Below are 19,494 nucleotides of genomic sequence, written 5' to 3'. Positions count from 1 at the left end.
TGAGCCTCTATTGAAACTTTGGAAAGTTAAAAGATATCAAAAGAAAGTTGATAGATTAGAAGGATGAAATGAAGAGATTCAACAGTTTTGTTGAATCTCTTTTTTTATTTAATGTTCGATAATACGAGGAAAGTTTTCGTTACTACGAAGGGTTAAAACCTCAACCCCGTTATCGGTTACTAAAATAGTGTGCTCATATTGAGCTGAAAGTCCATGGTCTTTAGTTTTAACGGTCCAACCATCTTTCATTGTACGTGTACGCCAATCGCCAGTATTCACCATCGGTTCAATCGTAAAAGTCATACCTGGTTTTAAAATTACGCCACCATCATCAGCATCATAATGTAATACTTGAGGCTCATCATGATATACCTCACCAATACCATGACCACAATATTCACGAACTGAAGAAAATCCAAATTTATCAACATATTTTTGAATAGCTTTACCGATTTCTCTCAATCGAATTCCTGGTTTTATGATTTTAATCGCTTCGTATAAGCTCTCTTGTGTAACTTGGCAAAGTTTTTCGCCAGCAACAGTGGGTTTACCTGCAATGTACATTTTTGAAGTATCCCCATGATAACCATCTTTGATCACAGTTACATCTATATTAAGAATATCACCATCTTTTAATTTTTTATCAAAACTTGGAATACCATGACACACCACGTCGTTAATGGATATACAACTTGTATGTTTAAATCCATGATAACCAATATTGGCAGGAATAGCTTTTTGTACATTTACAATATGTTCATAACAAATTTTATCGAGTTCACCAGTAGTAATTCCTGGTTTAACATACGGCTCGATCATCTCTAAAACTTCAGCAGCTAATTTGCCTGCAATACGCATTTTTTCAATTTCGGCGGGAGTTTTTAACTTAATAGACATTAACGTGTTCCTGTAATTTTAATGGCAATATCCTATCATATACCGTTGTTTCTTTAAAGCATAGCGGTGGATAATTCCTCTTGATTAAAAGTTTAAATTTTACGAAAAAAAGTTGAGGAACGGGGTTTTTGTGTATAAAAAATGAAAACTAATACAGCTTGAAACCGTTTAATTATATAATAAAACATTATAAAAAAAGGTTTCAATATGATGCAATGTAGCTATTATCAAGAAAAAAAATGTTTGTCTTGTCATAAAATTAATCAACCATATCATTCTCAATTAACTGAGAAACAAAGTCATTTGTTGGAGAAATTAGCTGATTTTAATCCTAAACAAGTTAACGATCCGTATGCGAGTCCTGAATCAGGGTTTCGTAATAAAGCTAAAATGGCTGTGCTGGGTACGGTTGAAAAACCAATTTTAGGCATCCAAAATGGTAATGATGCGATTGATTTGTGCGATTGCCCACTTTATAGCTCGAACATGCAAAATATTCTAAAATTGGTTCGTACTTATATTCGTAAGCAAGGATTAGTTCCCTATAATATCAACAAGCGAAAAGGGGAGTTAAAATTCGTTATCATTACAGAAAGCATTATTGATAATAACAGCCATTTTATGCTGCGATTTGTATTGAAATCACATAAATTTGTAGAAAAAATTAAAAATAGTTACCACAACTTGCAAATAAATAACTTAGAAGTTGTTACTATCAACATCCAACCTAACCATGCAGCGATATTAGAGGGGGAAGAAGAACTGATTTTATCCGATAACCCTTTTTTAGCGTTCCAATTCAATCAGATACCTTTATATATTAAATCTAAAAGTTTCTTTCAAACAAATAGTTACATTGCAGAAAAACTTTATCAAACGGCTAGTGATTGGGTGGCAAATTTAAATGTTAACTCAATATGGGATCTATTTTGTGGAGTAGGTGGTTTTGGTTTGCATTGTATTGGTCATTCTAATAATGAAAAGATCCAATTGACTGGCATTGAAATTAGTTCTGATGCCATTGAGTGCGCAACAAAATCCGCTGAAAAACTTGGTTATGATAAACTCGATTTTAAATCGTTAGATGCCACTAAATATGTAAACAATGAACAAGGTATCCCTGATTTAGTCTTACTTAATCCTCCAAGACGCGGGGCTGGTAAATCACTCATTCAATACTTAGATAATATAAAACCGAAATATATATTATATTCAAGTTGTAACTTAGCATCTATGGTAGAAGATTTGCAGCTTTTAAGCGATTATCAAATGACTAAAGCCCAATTGTTCGACATGTTTCCGCACACTTCACACATGGAAGTTTTGGTTTTGTTAGAAAAATACAAATAGTTATTTACTGATTTAGGCTATTAATGACTAATATTTATATTAGTTATTAGTTTCTTATTTGTGACATTCTATTAGTTTATATTATTTTGTATATTGATAGATTTCTATTTTCTTTTTAATAGTCACAAAACAGCCTATATAAACCATTAAACTATGCTAAAATTAAGCCAATTTAAACTGAATTTAGGAAATATAAAATTATGATTCCTGATGTTTCTAAAGCACTCAATTGGTTGGAAAAACACTATACAATTTTACAAGGCATTCAACGGGGTGTTGAACGTGAAACGCTCAGAATTTTACCAGACGGCTCTTTAGCAAAAACACCTTTTCCTAATAAAATTGGTTCAGCATTAACTCATCCTTGGATAACAACCGATTTTGCTGAGTCGATGCTTGAATTTATCACGCCGGTTAATACGAATATTGATTATATGCTCACGTTTTTGCGTGATTTACATCGTTATGCTAGTGTCAGTATCGGCGATGAGATGATGTGGCCATTAAGTATGCCTTGTTTTGTGGCAAATGAAGACGATATTATTTTGGCGCAATATGGCTCCTCAAATGAAGGGCGTTTTAAAACGGTTTATCGAGAAGGATTGAAGAATCGTTATGGCGCAATGATGCAAACCATATCCGGCGTGCATTATAACTTCTCTTTGCCTATGGCATTTTGGCAGGCCCGGTTTGGGGTGAAAAACGCCGAAGAAGGAAAAGCGGTTATTTCTGAAGGTTATTTTACTTTAATACGTAATTATTATCGATTTGGTTGGGTGATTCCTTACCTGTTTGGCGCATCACCTTCTATGTGCTCTTCATTTATTCAAGATAAGCAAAAAGCTAAAGCATTTATAGAACAAACCAATGGTAACTGCTTTTTGCCTTATGCAACTTCATTAAGATTAAGCGATATTGGTTACACCAACAATGCCCAGAAACAATTGGGTATTACCTTTAATCATCTAGATACTTATGTTGAAGGATTAAAACGTGCCACCCATGTCAAATCAGATGAGTTCAGTAAATTAGGCATTAAAGTTAATGGTCATTATCGACAACTAAATGATAATGTTTTACAAATTGAAAATGAATTTTATGCACCAATTCGTCCTAAACGAGTTCCTAGGGCAGGGGAGTTACCTTCAGATGCCTTATTACGTGGTGGAATAGAGTATATTGAAGTACGTGCGCTTGATGTTAATCCATTTTCACCAATAGGTATTACTGAGGAACAGATCCGCTTTATTGATCTATTTTTGATATGGTGTGCGTTAGCGCCAGCGCCTGAAATGAGTAGTGCCGAACTTGAGTGTACAAAATTAAATTGGAATCGGGTTATTATGGAAGGGCGTAAACCTGGTCTTGAAATTGGTATCGGCTGTGATAGTTATCGTGAGCCATTATCGAAAGTCGGCCACGAATTATTTAAAGATTTGCTCCGTGTTGCTGATGTATTGGATCATCAAGATGATAAACAACATTATCGTAAAGTTTGCGAACGGCTTGATCTGATGTTTGATCAGCCTGAATTAACACTTTCAGCAAGAACGCTTGAGGCTATCAGTGATTTAGGTACTGCTAAATTTGGCTTAGTTTTAGCAACTCAATATAAAAATCAGCTTAGTTCAGAACCTTTGCAATTATTGACTGATAGTGATTTTGTTCAGCAAAGAACTATGTCAATTGAAAAGCAACAAAAGAAAGAACAGAATGATACTTTGTCATTTGATGATTATTTAAAAGAAAAAATGAACGGTTAAAATGTTTAAGCATCGAGACTATACACTACGATATCAAGGAAATAGTAGTGTTGAACTGATATTACCAAACCATAAGATAGTCAATGATGAACCACTAATTGATCAATCATCATTCTCGGTTTTGGTTTGGAATATTTTTAAACAAAAACGGGCTGATTGTATTAAAATTCTTGAACAATATGCGAGCCAATCAAAGTTAATGCTATTACAAGAAGCCCAAACAACACCACAATTATTGAATTTTATATCTGCGAATAACAAAGTTGCAGATCATGTACCAGCTTACTGCTTTAATGATATTTTTGCTGGAGTTATGACTATAACTGATTCAGCACCGACTAAAATATTATCGTTTAGAGAAAAAGAGCCATTTATTCGAGTACCTAAATCAGCTCTAATTACTGTTTATCCAATTAAAAATTCTACTAAACAGCTGTTAGTTGCCAATATTCATGCCATCAATTTTAGTATTGGCGTAAAGATATATCGTCAACAGATGTATATGTTATTAAATTATATTAAGCAGCATGATGGACCTGTTATATTGGCAGGTGATTTTAATGCATGGAGTCGACAACGACTGAATTTACTCTATCATTTGACTCGATCAATAAATCTTAAACCGGTTAATTTTGCTATTGATATTCGGAAAACGTTTTTAGGCAGGCCATTGGATTTTATTTTTTATCGAGGTTTGAAGCTTGATGCGGCTAAGATAATTAGTACAGCCGCATCGGATCATAATCCATTATTAGTCAATTTTAAAATGAATTCGAATTGACTAAATTAATTGTTAATACATCACCTTCTTTTACTCGTCCATTTTTTAATTTATTCCATTGTAAAAGATCGGTGATTTTCACTCGGTAATTCCTCGCAATGGAATAAAGATTATCACCAGCTTTAACTTGGTAAGTAATCTGTTTTTTGCCATTACTTAAAATAGATTTAGCATCTTTAGCATTTACTGTACTGTATTGAATTGTCGTTGATTTAATTTCAAACGGCATATTGTTATGTGGCACATCTTCTAAAAGCTCAGTTACTTGACTAGTAACTAAATTCTCATTTTTCAACTTTTTGAATAGTTTATTTGCATGAGAATAAGGAACTAATAGATGAAAAGGGCCATTTACAGTTTGTTGCACATAACCGGCATTGTATGTCATTAAATCATTTAGTGATAATCCAGTATATTGCGCTATTTTAGACAATGAAATGTTTTTAGACATATCAATTCTAACTAAAGAGTTTTGATAATTACAATCCGGTAGTTTAATTCCATAACGTTTATTGTTTTTAACAATGTCGATAATAGCTAATATTTTTGGCACATAATGCATTGTTTCTTGTGGTAAATCTAAAGACCAATAGTCAATAGGTAATCCTTTAGCTTTATTTTTATCAATCGCTCGTTGAATTCGACCTTCACCTGCATTATATGCTGCTAATGTTAATAACCAGTCGCCATTAAAACGGTTATTAAGATTTTGTAAAAGAGATATAGCTGAGCTGGTTGAAGCAATTAGATCACGACGTCCATCAAAACTACTGCTACGTTTTAAACCATATTCTTTAGCTGTAATTGGCACAAATTGCCATAAACCAGCCGCTTGAGCAGGCGAGGTAGCTAAAGGGTCATAAGCACTCTCAATTAATGGAATTAAAGCAAGTTCAACCGGTAGCTTATTTTTTCGTAACTGATTAATGATGTAATATACATAAGGTTCAGATCGTAATGCAATATTTTCAAATCCCTGTGGATTACGCAGTAAACGTTCTCTTTCCGCGACAACTCGGCTGTTGTTCGGAACATTTACGTTAATTTGAGTTAGCATGTAATGCCAAGGATTTTGCGTGACTGAAGCGTAATTAACACCACCACTTTTAACGCTAGAATTAACTATTGATTTAGAATTGTATGGTTTTGAGCCAGAAGTGTATCGCGACCCTTGGTTTTGACACCCGACTAAAAAAGCACATAACACTGTAAATATTAATAATTTTTTCATTAGATTATAAGTTAGGACATTAATTTAAACGACTTATTATACCTAAAAAATGTCCTTTTGGCTCCTAAAAAAAGCAAACAGTTCTAACTCATTGTTACAATTGAATTTGTTTTGTAAAGATTTTTCTTTACACCGTAAAAATAAGTTAATCTGTTTTTCTTTGGTTAAAATAGAAGGCAAAGTAATTTTCTTTTTGCAAATATAATTATAATATTCATGAATAACTTTATCATGTGGAACCATCATTTGTGCAAAGTTCAAATTAGCTTTAGTATATTCGTGTCCTGCACAAATAAACGTATCATCAGGTAGTCGCTTTAAATTATTAAGCGAGCTTAGCATTTGCTTATAATCACCCTCAAAAATTCGACCACAACCAGCAGACATTAAGGTATCACCACAAAATAGATATGGTCGGCAATAATAAGCTAAATGTCCTAATGTGTGTCCCGGTACTGAAATAATATCAAATTGAAAATCAGCAATTGATATTTTATCTATATTATCTAGATAGTTAATCTGCAAATTAATTTCACTAGGCCCATAAACTTCAATATCGGGATAAAATGCTTTTAGCTCTGTTACCCCGCCAGTGTGATCGATATGGTGGTGAGTTAGTAAAATTGCAAGGGGTGACAAGTAGTGTTTTTTTAGATAACTAATTACAGGGGCAGCTTCACCTGGGTCGATAATAACAATTTGTTTATCGTTGTTTTCCAACAACCAAATATAATTATCTTTTAGGGCCGGGATAACATGTAATCGATACATAGTTATTATACCTTCTTAGTTATCTAACTGTTTTTTGTATTCAGTCCTTTAACGATGCTTCAAAAATAGTATCGTGTAAAGTTGGGGATTCGGCTTGATTTTTAGCAATAATATCACAACGCTCATTTTCGATATGACCAGCATGACCTTTAACCCAAATCCATTCAATAGTATGTGATTTAGCTATTTCATCTAAACGTTGCCACAAATCAACATTTTTAACAGGTTGTTTATTTGATGTTTTCCAGCCATTTTTTTTCCAGCCATGAATCCAATTCATAATGCCATTACGTAGATATTGGCTGTCAGAATACAGTTGAATTTGACACGGTTCTTTAAGAAGCTCTAAAGCAACAATTGCAGCTAATAATTCCATTCGATTATTGGTAGTTTTAAAATAACCTTGAGCTAATACTTTTTCTGTTTGTTTATATTTTAAAATTGCGGCATATCCACCGGGACCAGGGTTACCCAAACAAGAACCATCTGTGAAAATTTGAATTTTTTTTAACATACTAAATAAACTTTGCCTATTGAATAAAATTTAAAATTAAATAATGTGATGTTATGTAATTAGTGGCGAAAACACTGTAGGTATCAACATCAGCGCATTTTGGTGTTAGACTATACCATTAATTATTAAATTTCCCAATTTTAGAAGAAGAGTATAACGTGATAACACATTCAACACGTCAAATTGTATTAGATACTGAAACAACAGGTATGAACCAAGACGGTAATAATCACTATGAAGGGCATAAGATTATTGAAATTGGTGCTGTTGAGGTATTAAATCGGCGACTAACTGGCAATCATTTCCATGTTTATATCAATCCAGAACGTTTAATTGATGAAGAAGCCTTTAGAGTTCACGGTATAAGTGATGAATTTGTTAAAGATAAACCAATATTTAAAAATATAGCACATGATTTTATAAAATTTATTGATGGTGCTGAATTAGTCATTCATAACGCATCGTTCGATGTCGGATTTATGGATTATGAATTTCGTCTTTGTGGTTTAAATTTTAAAACAGCTGAACATTGTATTGTTACTGATACATTAGCTATGGCTCGGCGGCTTTTCCCTGGTAAGCGAAATAATCTAGATGCACTATGTGAGCGTTATCAGATTGATAATTCACATCGTACACTGCATGGCGCTTTACTTGATGCTGAGATTCTAGCTGAAGTTTATTTAGCAATGACAGGGGGGCAAACGACGTTAGCATTCAGCGCTGAAGATAATCCATTATCAATGTCAAATAATACCGTCAAGAAAATTGAACGTAATGGAACTCCTTTAAAGATAATTAAAGCAAATGAATCTGAACTCTCTGCTCACGAGTCAATTTTAGAAAAGATTGATAAAAAAAGTGGCGGGGCATTATGGAAAGCACATTAAAGTACATTAATGATTGTTTTCTATTCAATTGAACTTTATTTTTAAAAATTTTATTGACGAAAATAAAAATAATCTTTAACATCACGCCTACTTTGATGTTCCACATTAAAGTATCTAAAAAGCGGAGCGGTAGTTCAGTTGGTTAGAATACCTGCCTGTCACGCAGGGGGTCGCGGGTTCGAGCCCCGTCCGTTCCGCCAATTCTTATTTTTCTTTATACTTTCCTTGTTTATTATAATTGTGCTATCTTCGATATCCTATGAATATTAATTAAATTGATTTAGACATGCTAAAAAAATCGATATTTGTTGTTCTAGGTGGAGTTTCTTTTGCTTTAGGAACTATTGGTATTTTTATTCCTTTGTTACCTACAGTACCTTTTTATTTACTTACTGCATATCTATGGTTAAATAGTTCAGAGCGCCTCTATAACTATTTTACACAAACTACTTACTATCAAACTTATATCCAAAAATTGCTAATTGAAAAGAAGGCAACCAGGTCAAGTTTATTTAAGATGTTGGCAATGGTGTTTGTTGTGTTACTTATTCCTTTTATTATTTTTAATTCTTTACATGTTAGAATAATCTTAGCCACTGTGTTTTTTGCTCATGTCATTTTTGTCTACTATTATTTTAATAAAAAATGATCAATATAAAGGTTGAAATTAAGAGAAAACAGGGTAAATAAGTTACCCTGTAAGAAAAGTATTAGCTCTTTATTGCGATGTATTATTTTTTACTATTATTTCAAACTCTTTTTTATTTCAATAGCAAGTAACGGATTCCACATCGCACCTGTTGCACTCATTACAGCATCAGCACCATTTTTTATAAATTGATGATAATGTTCACTGTTACTAACTCCACCAACACCTATAATTGCAAATTTTAAATCCATTTGTTTACGATATTTATCGAGTCGACTAACCATATCTAAGCCAGCCCAACGAATTGCATCGCCACAGATACCGCCTTCTTTTCGGTTTTCACCTAAAGCTGGATGACCATTTGCGTCAACAGGTTTTGCTGACAACGTATTAATCGCGCTTAACCCATCAACTATATTTCCAATACGAGTTAATAATGAAACGATTCTTTCATCATCTGGGAAGTAAGCTAATTTCAGGATAAGAGGGCGGTCAGGTACAGCATTTTTAATTTCTTTAACAATTCTTTCAACTCTATCTACATCAAAGCAAAGTAATTTACTTGCACCTTCATTCGGGCAACTTAAATTAGCTTCTAAAATTGGTGCATTGGTTTCTCTTACTAATTTAGCGGCTAATGCATAATCTTGTTCAATCACTCCATTACCTTGAGTTCCTTGGAAGCTACCAATAACACATTGTCCTGGACCAGCAGCTTTAACAGCATCAGCCATATCTGGTTGCCATATATCTGGAGCAAATGATGGAACCCCAAATGAATTAGTGATTGAAAGAGGTTGGCTATAATTGGTATCAGCTAAAACTGTGTCTAAATTACACGTAAGTTTACCTTTCGGATGAACAGATAAAACATTAGGTAACGGATGGCATTTGTGTAATTTTGTTCTTACCGTTTTATATACACATAAATCGAATCCATAAGCAAATGCTGCTTTAATATAATTTGCATTTAATAAAGGCCCAGCGGGTTGGCCAAATGGTAAATTAACATCAACATTTAAGAATTTGGTTGGTTTAGTTGAAACTTTTTCTGCTTTATCTAATTCTGCAAAAAGTCCAAAAGGTCCTTTAGCATAATTATCTTCATAGCTAATACTTGGGTTATAAAAAGGGATCAAAGGTTTCATGGTGTCTCCTGTTTATGGCTGTTCTGGAAGTGGTATTGTTTAGTAATTTGATATAAAATTGGAAGGTTGAATTTATAGATATAAAAAATCCTCCATAAAGGAGGATGAATATTCAAAATAAAAAGACAATTCAATTTTATTATTGGTTTATTTGTATGGACCACAAGCATAATCAAATTCTCTTTTCTAAAATTGGTAAGCATTTTAGTCGAATAAAAATAAAGTACAAGTGATAGAAGTTAAAAAAAATATAAGTAAATGAAATAGTTATAGTGTTTTTTTTTAGACAGGTTTATGCAGTATTGTACGCAAACACTTTCAAAATAATATAAAAAACAGACAATTCTTTTTGTTATATCCATAGATTGTTTTATAAATTATTAATAAATTTGAATAAATTTTTGTCGAAAAAATGATATTTTCCGACTAATGAAACTTATGTAAGTGGAGAAGAAAAATTTCGGATGTTATGATCCACGTTAACATTTAAATATTAATGATTAGGTAATGAAATATGAAAAACGAAGATATTTTTAAACCAGTAATCTTACCCAATGGTGTTTCCCTAAAAAATCGTATTATGATGGCACCAATGACTACTTGTTCAGGGTTTTACGAAGGTTCTGTTACGCATGATTTAATTGAATATTACCGAGCAAGAGCGGGTGAAATTGGCACTATTATTGTTGAATGTGGATTTGTTGACAATAAAGGGTTAGCGTTTCCCGGTGCGATTGGTTTAGATAATGATGATAAAATAGAAGGATTAGCGAAGATCGCTAAAGCCATTAAAGAGAAAGGCTCCAAAGCGGTTATCCAAGTTTATCATGGTGGCCGTATGGTTGAGCCTAAACTTATTGGTGGACAATCGCCAGTTGGGCCAAGTGCGATAGCTGCACCACGACCAGGCGCAGCAACCCCAATTGAATTGACGGCAGATGAAGTTGATGAAATGATTGATAAGTTTGGTCAAGCTGTTCGTCGAGCGATCCAAGCTGGATTTGACGGTGTCGAAATTCATGGCGCTAATACCTACTTAATTCAACAATTTTACTCACCTAACTCAAATCAACGAACTGATAAATGGGGTGGTAGCCGTGATAATCGAGCTCGATTCCCATTGGCTGTTTTAGATATTACACATAATATGGTTAAAGAATATGCCAACCCTGATTTTATTGTTGGTTATCGTTTTTCGCCGGAAGAATTAGAAGTACCTGGAATTCGTTTTGATGATTCGATGTACTTACTTGAAAAATTGGCTGAAAAGGGACTTGATTACGTTCACTTCTCTATGGGGGCGATCTTAAGACCATCTATTGTTGAAACTAATGATCCAACGCCTTTAATTAATAAATATGTTGCAATGCGATCACAGACATTAGCTAAAATTCCGGTTGTTGGTGTCGGTAATGTGGTTAATATAAGTGATGTCGAAGCAGCTATGGATAACGGCTTTGATCTGGTTGCAGTTGGTCGGGCATGTATTGCTTACCCTGATTGGCTTAGTCGAGTCGAAAAAGGGGAGAAACTTGAACTTTTCATCAATAGTGATAAACGTGAAGAACTCAATATACCTGAGCCACTATGGCACTTTTCATTAGTTGAAAGCTTGATTCGTGATGTGAATCTTAATGTAAAAAAATTCAAGCCGGGCAATTATCAAGAAAAGGTTAATGATGAGTCTTATGAATACTTAATTAATGTTGAATTAGGTAATGACTTTGTTAAAGACATGCAATTGCTCAATGCTAATGATTTTGATAGTGAAGTGGTCAACAACTTTTCTGAAATCAAACATCGTATTATTGACTCTAATAGTCCTCACGTCGATGCAATTTCCGGCGCGACATCACAATGTGAAGCGTTCAAAAAAGCCGTAACGAAAGCTATGGCGAAATCAAATAAAGAAGCTATCATTGCAGAGGGTGGTGATCCTAATGATAAAGCTTATGATGTGGTGGTGGTTGGTAGTGGTGGCGCTGGACTAGCAGCCGCTATTCAAGCACATGATTTAGGAGCAAGTGTAGTTATGGTTGAAAAAATGTCGGTTATTGGTGGCAATACAAATAAAGCTTCTGCTGGTATGAATGCAGCCGAAACTAAATTCCAAAAACTTAAAGGCATTGTGGACAGTAAAGAGCTGTTCTATAAAGAAACCTTAACAGGTGGTAAAAACAAAAATAATCCTGAGTTACTTCGTTATTTTGTTGAAAATGCTCCTGATGCCATTGACTGGTTAGATAATAATGGTATCGAACTTAGTGGTATCACAACTACGGGTGGCATGAGCATTGACCGTACGCATCGCCCGGCAAGTGGTGCTGCTGTTGGCGGATTTTTAATTAGTGGATTGCAAAAAAATATCAACCGACGTGGTATTGAAGTTATGCTTGATACCAATGTAACTGAAATATTAACTGAGAATCATAAAGTTGTCGGAGTTAAAGTCAATGAAGAAGACGGCTCCGTTCAAACGATTAAAGCCAAAGCGGTTATTATTGCTACTGGTGGATTTAGTGCAAATCGTGAAATGGTTGAAAAATATCGACCAGATCTAAAAGGATTTGTTACCACTAACCATAAAGGTGCAACCGGTTCCGGAATTATGATTTTAGAAAAACTGGGCGCAGGCACAGTGGATATGAAAGAAATTCAAATTCATCCAACTGTAGAGCAAACAACTTCGTATTTGATTTCCGAATCAATTCGTGGTGGTGGGGCGATACTGGTTTCCCAAAAAGGGCAACGCTTTGTCAATGAGTTAGATACTCGTGATAAAGTTTCAGCAGAAATTATTAAATTACCTGAGCATTATGCGTATATTCTATTTGATCAACAAGTACGTAATGAAAACAAAGCTGTTGAAGAATATGTATCACATGATTTAGTCGTTCAAGCTGATACGATTAAAGATCTTGCTGATAAACTCTCAATTGACAGCAATACTTTATCTCAAACTGTTGAGCGTTATAATCAGTTCGCTGAAACAAAACGTGACGAAGACTTTGGTCGAACAACTGGTATGCGACATCCTATTAACAAAGGACCATTTTATGCGATTAAGATTGCTCCGGGTGTGCATCATACTATGGGTGGGGTAACGATTAATACCGATACTCAAGTTTTAGATACGGATAAACATGTAATACAAGGCGTATTTGCTGCTGGCGAAGTGGTCGGTGGTGTTCATGGTGCCAATCGTATCGGTGGAAACGCTGTTGCTGATATCATTATATTTGGTATGCAGGCAGGTAGAAAAGCCACTGATTACATTAATCATTAATTGACTAATATGACTTAAGCTTGTTTAAAATGCTTAATTCAAGCCATGAATATACTCAAGTATTAATGGGTACCACGGTTTCATTAACGCTTTATGAGCCTAATGAAGCCGTAGCTCATAGGGTGTTTCACACCATAAAATTACTTGAAGATAAATTGACCGTTAACCGCAGTCATTCAGAAGTTATGTCGATTAACGCTGCTGCGGGTAAACATCCGGTTATCGTTAGCCGTGCTGTGTTTTCGCTTATTGAGCAAGCTTATAAAGTCAGTTTAATGCCCAATAGTTGTTTCAATTTTGCTATTGGTCCTTTAGTCAAATTATGGAAAATCGGTTTTCAAGGCCAGCAAGTTCCCTCCCCACAGCAAATTTATGATCAACTATTATTAACCGATCCTAGCGAAATTGAGCTTGATCCTAAAACTTGTGCAGTTTTTTTGAAAAAAAAGGGAATGGAAATTGATTTAGGTGCTATAGCCAAAGGCTACATAGCAGATGTAGTTAAAGTAGTCCTACAGCAAAATAACATACATCAAGCTATTATCAATTTAGGTGGTAACGTCTTAACTTTAGGCAAATCACCCTTAGATAGGAATGGCAATTGGCAAATAGGTTTGAAAGAGCCATTTTCACTCAACAATCAATTGGCCGGGATTATTCAAGTTAATAATAAATCTGTTGTTACATCAGGGATTTATGAGCGTTACTTTACCTTAAATAATCACCGTTATCATCACATATTCAACCCTTCAACCGGTTACCCGCTAGATAATGAATTAGAAAGTGTAACGGTAATTTCAGATACGTCGCTTGAAGGAGATATATTTTCAACTATTCTCTATGGATTAGGGGTTAAAAAAGCTAGTAAATATTTGATTGAACATCCGAGTTTATCAGCCATATTTGTTTTAAAAAATAAAACAATCGAACTAGTTAATACTGATAATTTCGCTTTTCAGCTAATTAGCCAACATTATGTTTTACATTAACATTTTATTGGAAACGAAAAGATTATATCAAACTGAATCGTTTTTATTATGAATTAAATTAAGTCATTTTTAATTAAAAAGGAAAATACTATGAACACAGTGAAAAAACCACCTGTCAAATGGTTACCGCTCATAATTATTGCTGTTATTTCAGCAATATTATGGCAATTTGTTTCTCCGCCAGAAGGAATTAGTATTGAAGGTTGGCACACAAGTATCATCTTTGTTGCTACTATTGCCTGTATTGTCGCTGAAATTATGCCAATTGGTGCAATTGGATTATTAGCGATAACGGTTTTTGCGGTTCTAGGACCATCAGGGGCAGCAACAGCGACAGAGGCGATTAAAATTTCATTAAGCGAATTAAACAGTAGCCTTATTTGGCTTATCGTTATTGCTTTTATGATAGCACGTGGTTTTATCAAAACAGGGTTAAGTAAGCGTATAGCTTATTATCTTGTTAAACTTTTAGGTAGAAATACATTAGGTTTAGCCTATGGCCTGTCGGTAACGGATATGGCATTAGCTCCAGCTATTCCTAGTACGACAGCTCGTGCTGGCGGTGTGATTTATCCAATCGCTGAAGCATTAGCGATCAATTTTAATTCAAATCCAAAAGATGAATCAAGAAATCGTATTGGCACTTTCTTAATGTTAACCATTAGTCATGTAAATGATATTACATCGGCAATGTTTTTAACTGCCTTTACCGGCAACTTGTTGGCAGCCAAATTAGTAACAAGTCAACTTGGTATTACTTTAGGCTGGGGACAATGGTTTATGGCGGCTATCGTACCTTGTTTAGTCTCATTTATTGTTATTCCTTTAGTTATCTACTTTTTAACCAATCCTGAGCTTAAAAAGACACCAGAAGCGCCTAAATTAGCCACAGAAGAACTTAAAAAAATGGGGGCTCTGACCTTTAAAGAACTTATTATGGGTTCAACTGTTTTATTACTGTTAGGCTTGTGGATTTTTGGTAAAAACTTTGGTATTGATTCAACTACTACTGCATTTATCGGCTTAACAATTTTAATTTTAACCGGTGTACTTAGTTGGGATGATATCAAAGGTGAAAAGGCTGCTTGGGATACTTTAATTTGGTTTGCAGCATTACTGATGATGGCGGGACAAGTTAATAAACTTGGCGTAACTAAGTGGCTAGGCGATACAATTGGTAATGCGGTTAAAGGTCACTTAGGAGATAGTAGCTGGGTTTTAGTCATTGTTATTTTGTGTGTAGCCTATGTTTATCTCCATTACTTCTTTGCGAGTGGTAATGCGCATATTGCTGCTTTATTCCCAGTATTTTTAACGGTTGCTTTAGCGCTCGGCGTGCCGCAAATGATTGCCATTTTTGCATTAGTTATTTGTACTAACTATTTTGGTTCGATTACCCAATTTGCTAATGCTCGTAACCCGTTACTGTTTGCTGAAGGCTTTGTACCGGTTAAAACATGGTGGAAAGTCGGTTTCATTTGTAGCGTAGTAAATTTAATTATTGTTTTCACTATTGGTATTTTATGGTGGAAAATCATTGGATTAGGATAAAAGTTTAGCTATCACCGCCAGTTAAACTGGCGGTTTTTTTTGAGTGATTAAAACATTTCAATCGATAATTTCCAATCATTAACCGATTTCCAATATTTCTGCTCCTGCTCTAAATCAAGCAAGATTAACTTATTATTTTCAACAAACTTTTCGTTGAGTTCTATCGTCAGTTTGCTTAATTTATCACTGTTTAATTTTAATCTAAATGTAGTGAGATCCAGATCGTTATTACGCTGGTTATTAAATAAAACGGCAAGCCGCAAAATCTGCAATAACGAGATGATATGTTTGTATTCGAATAAACTAAAATAGGGCAGTTCATCAATGTTAATTGACTTTCGATGATAACGAACAAGGGTAGACAATAAAAGTTGTTGTTCTTCATTGAATCCGGGTAAGTTACTATTTAACAGGATATAACTCGAATGTTTGTGTATTGATGAAAAATTTATTTTCAGTCCCACTTCGTGAAGCTGCGCTGCCCAATAGAGGATAGATTCTAAATGTTGCGGAATATTAGTCGAAGTTTGCGTTTTCCATTGTGAAAAAAGATACTTTGCCGTTTTCACCACTTGTTTGGCATGGCGTTCATCAATGTTGTAATGCTGAGAGAGTGTTTCGGCTGTTGTTTGTCTTATATCTCGATAATTTGGACCATCAATAAGTTCATACAAAACTCCTTCACGCAATGCGCATGGGCTAAATTGAAGCTCTTGTATCCCTAATGCATTAAAAACGCCACTAAAAATGGCTAACCCGCTGACGAAAACGTTTTTTCTTTCTTCTGAAAGCGATGGATAGTCAATATCATGAAAAGACTTGAATTCTAAAATATAACTGATTAAATCATCCAAACGTTTAGGCGTAATGATTCCATCGCTGACACCTAAATCTAATAATATTTTGTAAATACTTTTGATTGTGCCGGAAGTACCAAATGCGACACTAATATTTTGTCTTTTTATTGTGGTAATAAGATTTTCAATTTGTTGTTCGGCTGCCAGTTTAGCTCTTAAAAATGAATATCGGTCAATGGTCTTTTGTGGAAAAAATTGCTTAGTGTAAGTAACACAGCCCATTGGTCGACTTGCCACAATAAATGGTTTGAGATCGTTTCCTCGACCTATGGCAATTTCAGTCGATCCACCACCAATATCAATAACAAATTTGGTATCTTCTTCGGCGGTTGATTCGGCTGTCATGGTACCTAAATAGATTAAACGGGCTTCCTCTTGTCCGGAAATAATTTCAATTGGGTAGGGTAGAACCTTAGCCGCTTCGGCTAGAAATTTATGCCGATTGGTGGCGATACGTAACGTATAGGTTGCAACAATTCGAACATTTTCCGGGGGAAATCCATTCAGCCGTTCAGCAAAGAGTGCAAGGCATTCAATACCTCGTTTAATACTTGTCTCGCTTAGCTCATAGAATTCATTTAAACCGGTAGCTAAATGAATATTTTTTTTATTTTTGTAGATAATTTGTGTTGCACCATCAATACAACGTGCAATGACCATATGAAAACTATTCGAACCTAGATCAATAACTGCATATTCATCAAATTTATTCACGTTCAAATCCTTAACTTGCTGATTCTAATTGTTTTAGATAATCATAAATTGCACGTTGTGCTCTTACTTTCTTTTTATTACCTCTTTGGACGTAATTGTTCATATTATCTTTATCGATAATTCGAGCTTTGACATTATCATTACACTGAATATTGAAAATATTATGAATAGTGGATTTTAATGTCAGATCAAATATTTTTACGCCAACCTCAATACGGTTATCAAGATTTCTAGGCATCCAATCGGCAGATGATATGTAGGTATCTTTATTACCGTCATTTTCGAAAATATAAACTCGAGCATGTTCGAGATACTGGTCAACAATACTGGTTACATAGATATTTTCACTTAAATTAGGAATTTGAGGAACAAGTATACAGGTGCCTCGCACAATCATACGTATTTTCACTCCAGCACAAGAAGCTTTATAGAGTTGATTTATCATCTCTTTATCAGTTATTGCATTAAGTTTGAGATAAATGCCAGAAGGTTTCCCGGCTTTAGCGTTATTGATTTCTCTTTCAATAAATTCATGAAAGCGTAATCGTGTATTTTGTGGCGAAACTAATAAATGGTGAAAAGTTACCGGTTTAAATGGGTTTTCAATAAAGTTAAATACTTTGATAACTTCATCGGTAATCGCGGGGTCAGCCGTTAATAATGAAAAATCTGTATAAATACGTGCAGTTTTTTCATTAAAATTACCTGAACCAATATGAGCATAACGGACAATTCGATCGTCTTCTTTACGATCGATTAAGAATAATTTGGCATGAATTTTAAGTTTTGGTTGTGAATAGATAACTTTTATACCACTACGAATTAACCTTTTAGCCCATTTTATGTTTGCTTCTTCATCAAATCGAGCTTGCAGTTCTACCACTACTGTGACTTTTTTACCGTTGTTCGCTGCATTTATAGCCGCATGAATAAATCTGGAGTCTTTAGCTACTCGATAAATATTCATACGAATATGGGTAACAGCTGGATCAAATGACGCTTGTCGCATAATTTCAAGCACATGTCCAAATGAATAGTAAGGATAATAGAGCAATACATCTCGGTCTTTTATTGTTGCAAAAGCATTTCTGAATTTCTTGAATCGATTATAAGCAAGGCTTGGTAAGCGTTTATTAAGTAAGTTTTTGACACCAAGATCTGGAAAATTTGCTAAATCTTTGAAATTGGGATAACGTCCACCAGGCATTGCATCTTGTTCAGTTAATCTTAGTTTATTTATCAATAATTCAAATAATGCCTTTGGCATGTCTTTTTGGTATGTAAAACGAACTGGCTGAGCAGTTAACCGCTGTTTCAAACCCTGAGACATTAACTCAAGTAAACTATCAAGTTCAGTATTTAATTCGTATTCAGCATCACGATTAATATTTATAGAATAAGCATTTAATTCTACCGCATCAAAGAAGACTTTAAAAATATCCGCTAAACAGTAACGTAAAATGTTATCTAAAAAAATAATTGATTTATTTTTAGTTGAAACTTCTGAAGGTAATAAAACAAACCGAGGCGCATTATCGGTAGGAAGTTCAAGTAATGCATAGCTAATACTATCTTTACAGATAATTTCAACAGCTAAATAAGCATGATCATCTTTTAAAAATTGAATCAACTCAGTATGGCTATCTAACAAAATAGGGGTAATATACTGTCTTAAATTTTGCTTATAATAATTTTTTATCCAAGTTTCTTGATAAGTGGTAAGTTGCCTTTCATTTATTAGGAAAATCTGATTCCTTGCCATTTCTAATAATAGCTCGTTATAGAGCTGATCAAATTGTAATTCAAGTTGAATGACTTTTTGATTAACCTGACGCAATAAATGTTTAGCATTAGATGTTGCTTGAGCTTGTTCTTGCTCAATAAGGACATATTTTTTTAAATTTGCAAATTGGACTTTATAAAATTCATCAAGATTACTTGAGTAGATACCTAAAAAACGGATTCGTTCTATGAGAGGATTACTTTCATCAGCAGCCTCTTGTAACACCCGTTGGTTAAATGATAACCAACTTAGTTCTTTAGGTAAATATACTTTTTCTATTATCATTTTTTGTAATGCCCATTCCACTAATTTGATTTATT

Annotated in this window: 15 protein-coding genes and 1 tRNA gene; 9 read left to right on the top strand and 7 right to left on the bottom strand. The window is 34.2% G+C overall.

All coding sequences use genetic code 11. From position 1 onward, the window contains the following. Positions 1-108 precede the first annotated feature (108 nt). Positions 109-897 carry a type I methionyl aminopeptidase gene (gene map / locus GYM76_RS04620; protein ID WP_220226051.1) on the bottom strand — a complete coding sequence of 263 codons (789 nt, stop codon included), beginning with the start codon at positions 895-897 and terminating at the stop codon, positions 109-111. A 207-nt stretch (positions 898-1,104) separates the two neighbouring features. Between map and rlmC the strand changes: the two genes are divergently transcribed. The 3 genes from rlmC to GYM76_RS04605 all read left to right on the top strand — a co-directional run bounded on the left by rlmC (position 1,105) and on the right by GYM76_RS04605 (position 4,791). Beyond that, positions 1,105-2,247, top strand: a complete 1,143-nt coding sequence (rlmC, locus tag GYM76_RS04615) for a 23S rRNA (uracil(747)-C(5))-methyltransferase RlmC (protein ID WP_220226050.1) — start codon at positions 1,105-1,107, stop codon at positions 2,245-2,247. A gap of 200 nt (positions 2,248-2,447) precedes the next feature. Beyond that, the gene (gene gshA, locus GYM76_RS04610; RefSeq protein WP_065562841.1) at positions 2,448-4,010 is read left to right on the top strand and encodes a glutamate--cysteine ligase; all 1,563 of its coding nucleotides are present in this window, start codon (positions 2,448-2,450) and stop codon (positions 4,008-4,010) included. Between the two features lies 1 nt (position 4,011). Next, the gene (locus GYM76_RS04605; protein ID WP_065562840.1) at positions 4,012-4,791 is read left to right on the top strand and encodes an endonuclease/exonuclease/phosphatase family protein; all 780 of its coding nucleotides are present in this window, start codon (positions 4,012-4,014) and stop codon (positions 4,789-4,791) included. On the opposite strand, the gene GYM76_RS04600 is transcribed toward GYM76_RS04605, so the two are convergent. The 3 genes from GYM76_RS04600 to rnhA are packed head-to-tail and all read right to left on the bottom strand — an operon-like array spanning position 4,772 to position 7,307. Then, the gene (locus GYM76_RS04600; protein ID WP_081303339.1) at positions 4,772-6,022 is read right to left on the bottom strand and encodes a transglycosylase SLT domain-containing protein; all 1,251 of its coding nucleotides are present in this window, start codon (positions 6,020-6,022) and stop codon (positions 4,772-4,774) included. The two genes, GYM76_RS04605 and GYM76_RS04600, sit on opposite strands and share 20 nt — an antisense overlap. 42 nt (positions 6,023-6,064) lie before the next feature. Beyond that, complete coding sequence (gene gloB / locus GYM76_RS04595) at positions 6,065-6,793, bottom strand: hydroxyacylglutathione hydrolase (protein WP_220226049.1); 729 nt, start codon at positions 6,791-6,793, stop codon at positions 6,065-6,067. Positions 6,794-6,833: 40 nt separating this feature from the next. Further along, positions 6,834-7,307, bottom strand: a complete 474-nt coding sequence (gene rnhA / locus GYM76_RS04590) for a ribonuclease HI (protein ID WP_065562837.1) — start codon at positions 7,305-7,307, stop codon at positions 6,834-6,836. Between the two features lie 158 nt (positions 7,308-7,465). Here rnhA and dnaQ point away from each other — a divergent pair, with 158 nt between their 5' ends. The 3 genes from dnaQ to GYM76_RS04575 all read left to right on the top strand — a co-directional run bounded on the left by dnaQ (position 7,466) and on the right by GYM76_RS04575 (position 8,846). After that, positions 7,466-8,197, top strand: coding sequence for a DNA polymerase III subunit epsilon (dnaQ, locus tag GYM76_RS04585; RefSeq protein ID WP_065562836.1), 732 nt, complete (start codon positions 7,466-7,468; stop codon positions 8,195-8,197). Between the two features lie 123 nt (positions 8,198-8,320). Next, positions 8,321-8,397, top strand: a tRNA-Asp gene (locus tag GYM76_RS04580). 86 nt (positions 8,398-8,483) lie between these two features. Next, on the top strand, positions 8,484-8,846 hold the full coding sequence (locus tag GYM76_RS04575) for a YbaN family protein (RefSeq protein ID WP_065562835.1): 363 nt from the start codon (positions 8,484-8,486) through the stop codon (positions 8,844-8,846). Between the two features lie 95 nt (positions 8,847-8,941). On the opposite strand, the gene GYM76_RS04570 is transcribed toward GYM76_RS04575, so the two are convergent. Then, positions 8,942-9,994, bottom strand: a complete 1,053-nt coding sequence (locus tag GYM76_RS04570; RefSeq protein WP_220226048.1) for a hypothetical protein — start codon at positions 9,992-9,994, stop codon at positions 8,942-8,944. 514 nt (positions 9,995-10,508) lie between these two features. Here GYM76_RS04570 and GYM76_RS04565 point away from each other — a divergent pair. The 3 genes from GYM76_RS04565 (at position 10,509) to GYM76_RS04555 (ending at position 15,820) form a co-directional block, all read left to right on the top strand. After that, positions 10,509-13,280: a flavocytochrome c gene (locus tag GYM76_RS04565; protein ID WP_220226047.1), complete on the top strand. Its 2,772-nt coding sequence runs from the start codon at positions 10,509-10,511 to the stop codon at positions 13,278-13,280. A gap of 29 nt (positions 13,281-13,309) precedes the next feature. Next, positions 13,310-14,269 (top strand): FAD:protein FMN transferase, encoded by a 960-nt coding sequence (locus GYM76_RS04560; RefSeq protein WP_065562832.1) that lies wholly within the window; start codon positions 13,310-13,312, stop codon positions 14,267-14,269. Between the two features lie 90 nt (positions 14,270-14,359). Continuing rightward, a complete protein-coding gene (locus GYM76_RS04555; RefSeq protein ID WP_220226046.1) occupies positions 14,360-15,820 on the top strand; it encodes a DASS family sodium-coupled anion symporter in 1,461 nt (486 codons plus the stop codon). A gap of 47 nt (positions 15,821-15,867) precedes the next feature. On the opposite strand, the gene GYM76_RS04550 is transcribed toward GYM76_RS04555, so the two are convergent. Next, positions 15,868-17,391 carry an exopolyphosphatase gene (locus GYM76_RS04550; RefSeq protein WP_220226045.1) on the bottom strand — a complete coding sequence of 508 codons (1,524 nt, stop codon included), beginning with the start codon at positions 17,389-17,391 and terminating at the stop codon, positions 15,868-15,870. Positions 17,392-17,401: 10 nt separating this feature from the next. Continuing rightward, entirely contained in the window at positions 17,402-19,459 is a 2,058-nt protein-coding gene (gene ppk1, locus GYM76_RS04545; protein WP_065562829.1) for a polyphosphate kinase 1, read from the bottom strand. Positions 19,460-19,494: the final 35 nt, after the last annotated feature.

Source organism: Gilliamella sp. ESL0443, from assembly GCF_019469165.1.
In the GTDB taxonomy this organism is placed as follows: domain Bacteria; phylum Pseudomonadota; class Gammaproteobacteria; order Enterobacterales; family Orbaceae; genus Gilliamella; species Gilliamella apicola_E.
Note: the sequence above shows the minus strand (reverse complement) of the source record. Positions and strands in the feature narration are given on the sequence as shown.

Coding starts and splice junctions, on each gene's coding strand:
- GYM76_RS04575 (WP_065562835.1), top strand. CDS start 8,484: ATGCTAAAAAAATCGATATTTGTTGTTCTAGGTGGAGTTTCTTTTGCT.
- gloB (WP_220226049.1), bottom strand. CDS start 6,793: ATGTATCGATTACATGTTATCCCGGCCCTAAAAGATAATTATATTTGG.
- GYM76_RS04605 (WP_065562840.1), top strand. CDS start 4,012: ATGTTTAAGCATCGAGACTATACACTACGATATCAAGGAAATAGTAGT.
- map (WP_220226051.1), bottom strand. CDS start 897: ATGTCTATTAAGTTAAAAACTCCCGCCGAAATTGAAAAAATGCGTATT.
- GYM76_RS04565 (WP_220226047.1), top strand. CDS start 10,509: ATGAAAAACGAAGATATTTTTAAACCAGTAATCTTACCCAATGGTGTT.
- ppk1 (WP_065562829.1), bottom strand. CDS start 19,459: ATGATAATAGAAAAAGTATATTTACCTAAAGAACTAAGTTGGTTATCA.
- GYM76_RS04570 (WP_220226048.1), bottom strand. CDS start 9,994: ATGAAACCTTTGATCCCTTTTTATAACCCAAGTATTAGCTATGAAGAT.
- rnhA (WP_065562837.1), bottom strand. CDS start 7,307: ATGTTAAAAAAAATTCAAATTTTCACAGATGGTTCTTGTTTGGGTAAC.
- rlmC (WP_220226050.1), top strand. CDS start 1,105: ATGATGCAATGTAGCTATTATCAAGAAAAAAAATGTTTGTCTTGTCAT.
- gshA (WP_065562841.1), top strand. CDS start 2,448: ATGATTCCTGATGTTTCTAAAGCACTCAATTGGTTGGAAAAACACTAT.
- GYM76_RS04560 (WP_065562832.1), top strand. CDS start 13,310: ATGCTTAATTCAAGCCATGAATATACTCAAGTATTAATGGGTACCACG.
- GYM76_RS04555 (WP_220226046.1), top strand. CDS start 14,360: ATGAACACAGTGAAAAAACCACCTGTCAAATGGTTACCGCTCATAATT.
- GYM76_RS04600 (WP_081303339.1), bottom strand. CDS start 6,022: ATGAAAAAATTATTAATATTTACAGTGTTATGTGCTTTTTTAGTCGGG.